Genomic DNA, 13,926 nt, shown 5'->3' on the forward strand with positions numbered 1-13,926 from the left:
AACAAAGTACCCTTGTGGAATATTTAAATGATTATTTATATCAAATGATAATCTAGTGTCCTACAACAAATTTGATTGGATTTCCAATAACATTACCATCTTGACTATGTCTTAGAATATAGACTCCAGAAGGCAGATCGTCCACATCAATTTTATATTTAATACCTGAGAATACACCTTCTGAAATTTTCCGCCCTTCTAAATTGGTTAATACCCACTCACAATTCATTATTTCTTTAGGAGCAGTAATATTTACCGTTTCTGAAGCTGGGTTGGGATACAATGACCAAACCAATTGTTCATAATCAATAGATGTTACATCAGAAGGGTCTGTAGAAACTAGATGACTGACAGGTACTCTAATCGCTTGATAAATTTCTTTGGTAATATTGTTTTGCACCAAGGCAATGACTTCCGCTTGAGAAGTATCATATACTTGAGGGTTATCCCATTGCACCGTAAATGTTTCAGAACTGCCTTTTGTCCAAGAACGGCCAAAGAAATTAGTCCCTTCTGCACCAGGTGCAGGTGACATAGATTTCATCACATTTTTATGTGTATATAATCCTTCAGATACTTCTATGCCGTTAATTTCTCTTTCGATAGTAATTAAATGTACTATCACTTCTGTTTCTTCTGCTGTAAAATTATTATTAGCAGTGATCGTAATTTGGATTTCATCTGCTTCTCCAACATTTGGTAATTGTAATGATATATCAAACTCAGGATCTAGAAGAATTCTCGACATAATTGGTTGGACATAATTCTTATTATTGATAAGGTCAAATGTAAAACCTTTGAAAGCATTACCATCTACAATAGTTGTTGGTGCATCAGAAATACCATATTGGAAAGTACGTCCACTTGGAGGTTCTGGGTTATCTAAATTAAGAGAATCTGATCGACCATCTTGTTGAATATGATAATTAATAGATATTACATCAGAGCTAAACTCATCGTTTATCACACTATCTAATCGATACATATTATTATTTACAGAAGCCTCTCCTGCATTGGTCATCGATTCTAAAATTACCGATTTCCTTCTATTTCCTATCCAGAAATTATCAATAAGGACACCTTCATCTTCTAAGTCTGAATTCGATTTGAAGGCAAACCTGAATCTTAAATGCTCCCTTTCGTCTCCTCTAAATTGGTCTAAGCTATGACGTATAGATTTTGACTCTCTAAAAATACCTCCTTCCGCTTCTGTAGAACCTGTCCATCCTACTGGGTCAGGTTGTTCTTGAGAAGACACTTGTCTACCTGGGTTAGAACGTATATTATTACTATTATACCAATTGATAGGATCATTGGTATTACCTAATACTTGCCATGTTTGTCCAGAATCAATAGAATATTGTAAAACAACACCATCTGTACCTGTTTCACAATCCAATTGCATATCAAAGGTTAACATTGGACGATCTAATCCAGAAATATCAAATGATGGGGTATTTAAGTATGATTCTTCTAGAATATTATAATTAGAGGTAAGATCGGTTACCCAAGCATTTGATGCAGATATTAACCGTTCTCCAGCCGCAAGGCCATATTCCCATGAACTTAAAACCCCTACTTGAATCCAATCGCCGTCATCTAAGTCGAAGTTTTCATCATATTCATCATCAGCTGAAGTTAAAAATACTCTTGGAAGAACATAAACTTCTTTCGTAAGAATCTGTGAACATCCCTTTACAGTGTTTACACTTAGTACCACATTGTATTTACCAGGGTTTGCGTATTGATATGAAGTACTCCCCTTCATGGTTAAGTCATTCAAATCTGCCATAATAGATTGGGAATTTCCATCACCAAAATCCCAATTCCAACTAAAGATGGAATCCCTTTCTGCTGGTGAAGAGAGATCTTCAAAAACCATATTTGCCCCAAATTCTGACACCATCCAGTTAAAATCAACTGTTGGAGGTGAGCCAATAAATACATTTTTAGATATTGATATATTCGAACAACCTTGACTTGTAAATATGGTAAGAGAAACATTTTTCTCTCCTGATGTTGCAAACTGATGAGTATAAGATTGTGCTAAAACTGGATCTGTAATAGTGTGTGATCCTTCATCTCCAAAATCATAAACCCACCTAACGATAGATGTAGTATCCATGATAACAGTAGAGTCTGTTAATACAACCTCTCTACTATCACACAATACTTGAGCTCCAAAATTCACCTCTGGAACATCAACTACTAAGAATGCATAATCAATAGAATCTTGACAATTATTTTCGTTCGTGTATATATATCTTATCACATGTGCACCTAATGGTGAATCTTCAACATCAACTGAGAAATTAGAATTATTTTGAATGATTGATGCCCCTGTCGGTGATGTAAAGAAACCTCCAGTGGGAGAACCACTTACACCAATCTCCCCTTCACTTTTACAATAAACACTGTCTTCCACTAATGAACCAACCATCGTTAATTCGGGTAATGGATGAATGGTTACTGTCACAGGAGTGGCTGGTCCTTCACAACCTAAATGAGTATCTGTCACATAGTAAGTATAACTAGTCTCAGTTGTTACAGTAGTACTTACTGTTGGAGTATAAGCTAAATTATTTCCGATGGTTGCGGTTAAACCGATATCTGAATACCAAGTCACATTATTATCAACCGAATTTGTAATTGCTAATTGATTGAATGTCCCACCTGAACAGATTTCAAATACACCATTAACTACAGGTGCATCTGGTGTTTTATTAATTATTATAGTTACCTGAGTAGTATCACTCTCACAGCCATTTACAGTTTGTGTCACATAATATACTTGTGAGTAATCTACTAATGAATTAGGATCAATTGGTGTAAATGTAGTATTAGTAGAGATTACCGTTGATAATGTAGGTTCATTATACCACTTCACATTCACACCTGATGTAATATTAACTGGATTAATAGTTTCACCTGAACAATACACATGGTAATTATCATCCACTATTGGTTTAGAAGCTCTAGGATATACTGGGATATCTACTTTTGTTGGTAAAGATGTACAACCTCCTACAACCTGAACTACCCAATAGTTTAATGTATCTAAAGTTGGGTAACTAGGTGCATTAATCATTGGATTAAATGTTTGAGTAGTAGATACTGAAGCTGTTAAAATTTCATCAGAAAACCATTCATAACTGGCCCCAACCTCTCCCGTTGCTGTGATTGACGCCAAAGGCTCATCTTCACAATATACAGGTATTGAACTTATGGATGGTGCTGCCGGTAAAGCTCTAATAATTATATCTACTTGGGCTGTTGCACTTTCACAACCACTAGCAGTTGATGTTGCATAAAAACTCACAATGGAATCATTAACAACATTGGTATCAAATGATGGTGTATAACTTAATGCATACGATGGATTTAATGCTGGATTAGTCTTCGCTGCATCGTCATACCAATTGACATTTTGACCAGTAGATACGCTTAAAGATGGAGGCATATCTCCTGAACATATTTCTGCCACTGGATTAAATGTAGGAGCATCTGGGGATTTAAATACACTAATGTTTAAAGTTGTTGCTGGTCCCTCACAGCCATTAGTCGTTTCGGTAACATAATAAACAAACGTAGTATCCCTAGGAACTACCGTATTTATCACTGGCGTAAAGTCATCACCTAAACCGACAGGTGTTACCGTATTTGTAGATGTATACCATTTCACATTAACTCCTGGATTTTGAACAGACATTTGTCCAACAGTTTCTCCCGAACAGTAAGATGTGATATTTGACACAGATAATACTGGGGCGACAGGTTTTGGGTAAATGGTGATGTGTACTTGAAGAGTATCACTTGTACAACCTTCTAAACTAGTTTGAGTAACATAATACGTCTCAATTCGTGTACTACTAACAGTTGGAGCATCATTAGGAGTTAAAATATTAGTAGTACTTTCCACTAAGGTTAATAACTCATCAGAATACCAAACAAAAGACGCCCCTGTTTCTCCAGAAACTTGAATATTTGCTAAGCCAGTATCATCTGAACAATAATCTGGTATTGTTGAAACTAAAGATGGTTTTATTGGTAATGGCTTTACATAAATTGTGTCATTAAAACTGTAAGTACAGCCCAATGAATTGACATACGCAAATGTTACAATATGTTGAGAATAATCACCTGTACTTGTTTCACCTGCAGCAACTGCAGCTACCGAAGGGTCAAATGATGCAGTACCATCTCCGTTATCCGTTAAACCTCCAGTATTTATTGTATAAGTACCACCAGGCATATATTGGGTAAGACCAGACATTGCTGTAAAAGTAACATTAGATTCTGAATAACAGATAGAATCACCTGAGGCATTAGTTGCTAAAAATACATCTTCATACCCATATACAGTAACAATTGAATCTACATTATTCGAACAACCTGTTGTTGGGTTTACATACTCAAAATTGATAATAAAATCTTCATCTCCATCATATAAATCTCCTCCAGCTAACATTGGATTAAAGGTTGCTGTACCATCTCCATTATCAACTAATCCTGGGTTTCCTGTAAATGTACCTGTACTCACATTTACCCCTCCTACTTTACCTTGTAAAGTAATTGGTGATTGATTAAAACAGAAATCGCCATTATCTGTAGGATTTACATAATCGTAACTTACTTGAGGTAATGGATTAATAGTAATTGTTGTATCTGTTGTTACGCTACAACCATTCCCATCTGCATAAGTATATTCTATATTATAAGAACCTGGGGTACTAGAAGATGGTTGTATAGTAATTGGATTTGATCTTGATGAGCCACTATTTACTCTAAAAGTACCTAATGTAGTATTCTGAACATTATCTAAGATAACATCCACTTGAAAATCAGGATCTGTTAAACAATAACTAATACCAGATATATTAATTTTTGCAGTGTGACTTTCTGTTACAGTAACTGATTGATCAAAACTATAATTTATCGAAAGTATGGAGTAACTACCCGTCACTACTACATCCTGACTTTGGCCTGGTCCTAATCCCAAAGCAGCACAAGCTACATCAGGGTCAAAAGTGGCTCCCCCAACAACACCTGTTCCTGAATAAGTAATATCTCCTTGACTCGGGCCTCCAGTTAATGAAGCAGGGTTAATTGCTTGAATAGTTACTGTTGGGTCATTTCTACAATATTGAGGATCTAAATTAAATGTACTTGATCCATCATAAACTGTATAGGTCACAGATTCTATTTTTTCACAAGGTCCATAAAGAATATGATAATTAATCGTATGAGTACCTTGTCCTGCTATACTTGGTATAAATTTATTAGATAAATTACCGTTACCATTACTAACAACACCTGGTCCAGAACAATAAAAATTTGAACTACCTAATCCTGTCATCGTCAAATTGACTGCTGTGCTTTGTAAATCAGAATAGTTGGTTGTACTTGGTAATGTCACATAAGATGATGGTTCTGCAGGTACATTCACAGAAACTACATTTGATTCTACTATACAATTTCCTGAAGTAGTAATTCTTTTAAAATTATAACTACCAGCAGTAGCAATATTACTAATAAAATAACTTTGAGATGTAGCACTCATTATATTCGAATACCCTCCTCCATTTAGTTCTTGTTGCCATTGGTAAGAATATGCTCCTGTACCTCCTGAAGATCCATCTCCAATTAAAACAATGGCATCATTTATACAAACAGTACCACTAGTAACATTTGTAATGTTTGTTCCTGCAACAGAAGGGGTTAATTCTATGGATATTTCATTTGAAGTACTTGTACATTGTCCACTCGATACTATTCTTCTGTACAGAATTGTACCACTAGTTGTGATATTACTGGATTCTGTAAAGTTTACTGTTGATGTCCCCACAGTTGACCAAGAACTTCCGTTATCAGTACTTTTTTCCCATTGATAAGTAAATGCTCCACCTCCACCTGTTGGCACAGCTCCGGTAAATGTTAGAGTACCTCCAGTGATTGAGCCACAATATTGTGTTTGTCCTGGTGCTGTAAGTATATTATTAGAAATAACTGGATTTATAGTAACAGTCACATCCGTAGTTGAAGAGACTGTTACCCCCCCGCTACTAACCTGCCTTCTATATTGATAAGTACCAGCAGGTAATGACACATTTTCCGTATAGTCTTCCCCACTAAAACTTAGTGAAGTGAACATTCCTCCATTAAAATTACGTTCCCAATCATAGGTGAAATTTGCACCATCTCCACCAGTTGCTGCATCTCCATTAATAGTAAATGTATTTGTTCCTGAACAGTATTCTATAGTCCCAGGTGCATTTATAGTATTCACTATTGGAGGTACAATTTTCACTAAACTACCATCTGTTGTTGTTGTAACAGTAGAAGAATTTCCAGCTGCATCTAAAACACTAATACTAAAGCTTACATCTGAATAAGTAGACATACCATTTACAACTAATGTCTTTGTAGCGGTATAGTCTAAAGAACTATTAGATGGAGTGATGGCTGAAGCATCTAGTGTTACAATATTAGTGGTAATCAAAGTTTCATCTGAGGTAAAGCTTAATGTAACATCATCGTTATTAACACCAATACTTGTATTAGCATTATTAGAAGCAATTGATACAGCTGTTAGCGTTGGTGCTGTTCTATCAATTTCTAAAACTAATACCTGAGAAGCTCCTTGATTTCCATACTCATCTTCTAAATAGTAGGTAAGATTATGAGTCCCTTCACTTAAAGTTGAAGTAATATTTTCTGATTGAGTACTAACTGTTGATACCGTTGCTCTTAGTACCTCCCCATCCAAATCACTTGTCACTACAATTACTGGATTGTTGGTAAGAGTAAGTCCTGTAAAATTTAACTGTGGTAATTGGTTACTTGTGATACCATCGCCCGTAACACCTGTATCTTCAGTAGGATCAGCATCCAAAGAAGCACTAATTGTTCCTATTGTTAAATCTTCTAATATATCTACATTGACAACATTTGAATTACTCGATTCATTTCCAGCTGCATCTGTAACAGTAGCATGATAAGGAAAATTAGCACTTGGCGTAATAGCTGAAGAGGTAACTATGTCGCTACCAGTTGAGATCCCCACCCCTTTTGATGTTAAGCCTGTATATAGCGTAATTGATGTTCCAACTTCTGAAATAACATTAAAAGATGGAGTAGTATCAGTTGTTTTTAAATCACTATTTGAAGTACCTGTATCTGATGATGGGTCCAAAGATATTGAAGGTGAATTGGGAGCTGTTGTATCAATTGTCAAACTAAAATCAGAGGTAGCTCCACTTTCGTTTCCTGCAGAATCTAATAAAACTGCTGTTAAAGTATGTGTCCCTTCAACTAAGGTCGATAATGTAATTGTTTCAGATGTTGACGCAACTACTCTATTCCCAACATCTCCATCATAGTTACTTCTCACAACAACACTGTATACGTCAGAAGTCGGGATACTATTTATTGTTACCTGAGGTGTAACATTATTGGTTATTTTATCTGAAGTAGATGAACCTGTATCATTGATAGATGTTGCTACCCAATCAATTGTAGTAGAGGAAATATCAGGGTCATCATTATCAATTCTCACTTTTTGTGGTGTTGATGTATAGGAAATATTCCCACTTGCATCTACTGAGTAGGCATAAAGATAATATGTCCCCTCTGACAAAGAAGATGTAATAATATTATCAGACCCTGTTGATATCGTGGAAGCAATAGTAGTCTTACCATTTTTTACATAAACTGTTTCACCTGATGTAGCGGTTACAGAAAATACTAAGCTATTGGCACTTGTAATTCCATCCGAATTAGAATAACCACTATCTGAAGAGCTTGATAATACTGGTACAGTGACTGGCGTTAGATTTGATGCCGATTCATCAATTGTAATGATATCTGTCGCATTCGTGTTTAAACTTGATTGTGTATAATTTAAAGTATACAGAGCTCCATCTTCGTAAGAGTCTCCTAATGCTACATAAATGTAATAACCTGTCCCTCCATCTGAAACATTATAAAATTCACAACTAGTAGTTGCATCACCTCCATCTTTATCCATGGAAAATGTACCCATACTTGTGTCTAACAAAGTACCTGTTAAATGATAGGCAAGAACTGCACTATTTGTAGTTGTAGCTCCTCCAGGTTTAACCGTAAAAGTCGAAACTGTTTGAGCAAAAATCTGGCTATTGATCAAAAATAAAGAAAACAATATCAATAGTCTGATTCTTGTTAGGGAGTAGATGTTATTCATGTGAGTAGTAGCAGTAAGAATAGAAAAGTTTAGTTTGAATTAATTACAAGTATAGATCAATCAAACTTATTAAACTTTATTAACTTTTAATAATTTACGTAAGTTTCTTTAATAAGTTATAGAAAACAACATTTTTCTAAGGGTTAGTATGTATGAAAAATCCAATTTTATTCTTTTTCTGAATTATCCACTAATTTAGATAAGTTGCCATCCTTATCTGTTTTTATAAGACAAATCTTTGATAGGTTACCAAAAATAGCAGAACCCACAACTAGAATATCACCATTGGATTGAACATAAATCTTTTCACCATAATCATCGCCTTCAAAGCCAAATCTCTTCTCCCACAACAACTCCCCATTTGGTGTGATCTTCATGATGTAAATATCAAAAGTGTTGTTCCCAAAATTACTAGCTCCAGTAATGAATATTCCTTCAGGAGTTACGTACATATCTCCAGCAGTTTCTTCTTTTTCACTTCCAAAAAAATAAATCGACCCTGGGTTACCATTGTCATCAAGTTCTGTGACTAAAATATTTGAATTTGTTTCCGATTTATGTTGTTCACCCAACACAAATCTAGTATTGGCATAATTGAGGATCTTCTTTCCATAATCATTGAAATTAGACTCAGGCTTTTTATCCCACACTGGATCTAAGAAAGAATTCACTCTAACGGTTCTCACATCAGAAATAAATTCTGAATTTCCATTAATCACTTTCTCTACGGTTACAGATCCAAATAAGTAATAATTCTGATTAGGCCCCTCTACAATAGAATTACCAAAATCATCTGAATTATTTAAAAAACCATTCACTCTTTCTAATGATAGGTTCATACCTACATCATATTTAATACTGATCATATTCCAATCAGAATTTGGTATTGATGTATCTACGTTTTCAAAATTTCGAACCTCTCCAATGATAATAAAACCATCGTCAGAAGTAGCTTCAATATCATTAAAATGTACTTGATTTACTGTGACGGTAGTGGGAGTAACTTCTTTATAGGTAAAGGATTCTGGATTACTTAAATTGACTTTAATAAGTAGTCCTTTGTTTACCCCATCTTCTTGACGGTTTCCTAAAATTACCAGTTCGCCATTATTAAGCTTAGCAATACCAACTGCATTGTCTGTAATTTCCTTACCTTCATTGTCGCCGGCTTCTAGATTTTGCTGCCATATTTCATTCCCTTCTAGATCTGTATAAATAAGAAGCATAGAAGAGTTTAAAGTAGCATTATCTGTATTTCCTAAAAGTAAAATTCCATTGTCATCAATTAAAAAATCCACTCCCTGTTCCATTCCTTCTGTCTGAAAGAATTTAATATAAGTGTCTCCAATTTCATAAGTTTCTTCATTTTCACAGGCCAAAATAAATACTGTGAAAATATATATGATATATCTATTCATTTTAATCAAGTGATCTATATTTTCTATAAATTTTTGGTTTGTAAAAATCAATGGCAATACCAACAGTTAAAGTAAGTACATCCATTCTAACATCGTTATCAACATATCCATAACTAAAGATCAATTCATTATTGCTATATCTTTGATTAGGAAGGTTGAAGTTCTGTAAAGCATAATAATAAGAAGCCATCACAGTCCAATGAGAATAACGCGTTTTCAAATAAAACCCAGCTTGTAAAAGACCTCCATACATCAATGCTTTTCTTTGTGAAGTTATATCGATGGGCGTTGCTTCAATATCTGCGATTTCATCATTATCATAATCCATTATACCTTCAATAGACGAATTCAATAATAATTTTGCACTTCCTCCAAATCCAATAAATGGTTTCATTTTCTTATTAGGGAGAATAACAAATCTCAATGTTAAAGGTATATCAAAATAATTTTGTGTTTCTTTTAATGTAGATGTGGAATAGTTTAGAGGTCTTTCAACTGTTTCAAAAGCAACACTTTCATAATTAGGTGAAGCATTAATTTGTAGATGGTGACTTAAAAAATAATTAAATGAAACACCAACCTTAAAATTAAGAGCTGATTTATATTCTACATCTTGATGATTGACTTCCGGTCCCACTCCAAACGTTTGTTTAACATTGGCTTGGTTATATGTAGCCCCACCAAAAATACCCAATGACATAATTGGTCTGGTTCTAAATTTTTTCCACAGATTTCTTAATTCTGCTGGGTCAGATGAAGTTGGTTTATATTCTGCATTTTCTCGTAATAAATCCATCATTGCCATTTCAGCTTCATCAATCCTATCTGAATATAAATAAGAAAGAATTACAAGTCTTCTGGCACTCAATTGTTTAGATGAGGATTCAAATTTACTATCAATACAATTTTGTAAAATAGTAGGCACTTGTAAAAGTTTACCTTCATTGTAAAAGGTATTTGCCTTATTAAAGGCTTCTTCACATTCTTGAGCATGAAGGCTTCCAAGTGTAAAAAATAAGATGAATAGCAAAAAATTGCATTTCCAATTGAATTGAAACCGCATAATAAATAGTTATTTTGATAGTTAATCAGACAATAGTTTTATTGGTCAAGAGTTTCTCCATTACAAACATTTCTGTTTTCAATGCCTTCTCCTACATACCTCACCCATTCTTTATCTGTCATTTCTTTTCTAGGCATTAATTCACAAACATTTGCCGACATTGTAGGGATATCTAATTCATATCTTCTTAAGTCATGTCCGGAAGTTCCGACATATAACAAGTTACCATGTTGTGCAAATGTTGCTTCAGAGGCCCAAGCTCCTAAATCATTTAATATAATTGGAGATTCGTTTGTTCTTCCATGTTCAACATTCCAAATACGTGCTGATCCATCTAAACTAGTACTTACTAAACGATGTTTGTCTTCATCAAACTTAAGACTGGTCACCTTAGTATCATGGCCTTGAAGGTTATCAATTTCAACCCCTTTTATTCTATCCCATAGAATAAGTTTACCATCTTCAAAACCTAATGCAATGGTCTTCCCATCCTCTGAGAATGCTAAGGCCGTACCTGCAATATTTTTCCCACCATAAACTACGGTTTCATCACAACTGCCATCCAAACAATATTTAGATACTTCGCCAGAATATTTTGTCACCCATAAAGAGCCATCTAAATTCGAAGTATGCATTGAGGTAATTTTTGAAGTGGATGATTTCAATTCTGAAAGAGCGTAAGATTCGGTATCAATAGTATAAATTTTCTGGCTCTGTCCACTCACAAACAATCGATCTCCATATTGATCAAATGATCCTGCCCAAAGCTGACCTTTGCTTACTTTTACCTTTTTCAATTCTTTAAATTCTGGATAAGAGAAAATCCTAACCGTGCCGTTTTCAGAATAAATGGCCGCTCTTGCTTTTGATTTTGATATAATTAAACCACGGATTACCCCGTTATTATCCGATACAATGGTTGATTCTAACTCACCATCTTTCCAAGATCTAATTGCTCCATCAGATCCAGCAGAGAATAAAGTATTTTGAGATTGATCATAAAACAGTGTTCTAACATAATCCTCATGACCTTTCATTAGATTAAAGTTTTCACCTTTAAAACCTTTAATTGCCTGATATAAACCTTGGAATACATCTGGATGAGGATTCAACCCTTTATATTGATCATTGAATGCATTGGCTTGAGAAGCTAATAACGCTTTTTGATCTGACGCTTTTAACTGTAATGATTTTACGGCCAATGCTTGTGCAATTGAAAGGAAACGCAAAGTATCAGCTGATGCTTTTGCTGCATTCGCATTGAGTTTTTGTATCTCTGCTTCTCTAGTTCTTTCTTCTGCTAATTGTGCACTTGCCAAAGCTTCTTCTTTGGCATTCTCCGCATTTACTCTTTGATTTTCTGCCTCTAATTGTGCTAACAAGGCTAACCTTGTTTGTTCTAAGGCTAAATTTTTCTGGAACTCAGCAGAGTCCAATGCCGATTGAGCAATTAAAGTTTGTTTCTGTGCTTCTTTGGCAGCTGCTTCGGCTTTTCTTTGTTCTTCCTCTGCTCTTTTTAAGGCATTCTCAGCTGCTTTTGCATTTTCGTTAGCCTTTTCTCCAAATTCTTGTGCTTCTTCTTTTGCTGAATCGGCTGCACTAGCTTTCATTTGTGCAAAAATCACAAGCATAATAGCCCCAATAGTTGCTGCAGCAAGAATTAAAGCTATAATTTTTGTTCTTTTGACTATTCGTTTTTGGAGCCTTTCTTTTACCCTTTGTTCTTCTTCGTATTCCTCTTGAGAATTTTTAAGAAAAGTAATTGCTCGTTCATATGATGCTTCATATTGAACAGCCCAAGCTAGGTTTGGTTTAAACCTTTCTCTCCATTGTATGGCAATGTATAAATCTGGAGGTCTCCATAAGCCTGCCTTTCCTTGTTGGTAAAGACTAGCCGCTTCAGACAAACGTTTGTATATTTTTACAGCTTCAAATTCCTCATCTACCCAATCTCTACAACGTATCCAAACACGCATTAAAGATTCATGAGAAATATCAACTACAGATTCGTCAGTTAATTCTACAGTTTGATCAGGGGTTAGTAAAGTACGTCCATTTGTTCTAAAACAATCAACTATATTTTTTACAACACTAATTTCAGTCCCAGCTATTTTGGCTAAGTTTTTAACTTTTGTAGGACGACGAATTCCTCTACCATCTTCTCCTTTTTCTGTTAGTGCCTTGAAAATTTTCTCACACACTAACTTTTCTTCCTCAGATAATTCTCGATAAGCCTCATCCGCATGTTGTGATAAAGCTTCTGCCATACCACCAATTGCTTCGTAATGGTGAATATCTAATTCATCTGATATATTCGAATGTCCTGTCCAATACTCCCAAGTTCTCATTAATGCGTGTTGCATAATGGGTAACTGGTCTTGAGTATCACCAAGATCGTTTAATAGTCGTTGTAATAACCTTGAACTAACTTTTGCTCCTCCAACAGCAGCAGGTCCATAAATTGCTTCCTGCTTTTGTGTTCGAGTCATCTGTGGAATCAAATAATGACTCTCATTAATCAAGTAAGTTAATTCAGGAAAACGAGCACAGTCCCCAATATAATCTGAACGCATTGTCATGACTACATAAATAGGAACTTTTACTTGTTTGGTGGCTTCTACTAGTAGTTTTACAAAAGCAGATGCCATTCCCATTGATAAGTCTTCTGATTCAAGTCTTGAGAATCTAAATAATTCTTCAAACTGATCAATAAGAATCAGAAAGTTCTCTCCTTCTTCTTCTTGAAGCCTTTCCACTAAAGTTATTAAACCTTTTGACGAAGAAAGTAGCATGGTTACAGCTACATTTAAAAGTAATTCTTTGTCTTCATCAGATTTTTGATGATAACTTTTAGTAGATTCTAATACCGCTTTCGCTAAGTTCTTTATCGGATCTGTACCAGGTCGAGAAGAGGAAACGTTCCAATGAGAACCTTGTTTCTCCATAAACCCACCTTGTAGGGCAGGAATTAATCCACAATAAATTAAAGATGATTTACCTGAACCTGATGCTCCTAGAGCTGCTACAAATCGATTTTTCTCTAATCTCCAAAGTACTTCTTCTGTTTGTCCATCCCTACCAAAAAACAAAAAAGTCTCATCCGTGCGGAATGGTCTCAATCCTGGAAATGGATTGAACTGTCCTGCAATGATCAGTTTTTGTGCATCTGTATTTGTAGATGAAAATGAATTCATATTAGAAAACTAGAGAAATCTATTTATTAA

At 34.9% G+C, this 13,926-nt stretch carries 4 protein-coding genes; all 4 read right to left on the bottom strand.

All coding sequences use genetic code 11. The annotated features are described in order from the left end of the window. Positions 1 to 52: 52 nt before the first annotated feature. Positions 53 to 8,221: an Ig-like domain-containing protein gene (locus tag NH26_RS06015; protein WP_139262907.1), complete on the bottom strand. Its 8,169-nt coding sequence runs from the start codon at positions 8,219 to 8,221 to the stop codon at positions 53 to 55. 167 nt (positions 8,222 to 8,388) lie between these two features. Continuing rightward, on the bottom strand, positions 8,389 to 9,639 hold the full coding sequence (locus NH26_RS06020) for a hypothetical protein (protein ID WP_139262910.1): 1,251 nt from the start codon (positions 9,637 to 9,639) through the stop codon (positions 8,389 to 8,391). Position 9,640: 1 nt separating this feature from the next. After that, positions 9,641 to 10,669: a porin family protein gene (locus NH26_RS06025; RefSeq protein WP_044218985.1), complete on the bottom strand. Its 1,029-nt coding sequence runs from the start codon at positions 10,667 to 10,669 to the stop codon at positions 9,641 to 9,643. 71 nt (positions 10,670 to 10,740) lie between these two features. After that, a complete protein-coding gene (locus tag NH26_RS06030; RefSeq protein ID WP_044218982.1) occupies positions 10,741 to 13,896 on the bottom strand; it encodes an nSTAND1 domain-containing NTPase in 3,156 nt (1,051 codons plus the stop codon). Between the last annotated feature and the right edge of the window lie 30 nt (positions 13,897 to 13,926).

The sequence above is a fragment of the Flammeovirga pacifica genome (assembly GCF_000807855.2).
GTDB classification, from domain to species: domain Bacteria; phylum Bacteroidota; class Bacteroidia; order Cytophagales; family Flammeovirgaceae; genus Flammeovirga; species Flammeovirga pacifica.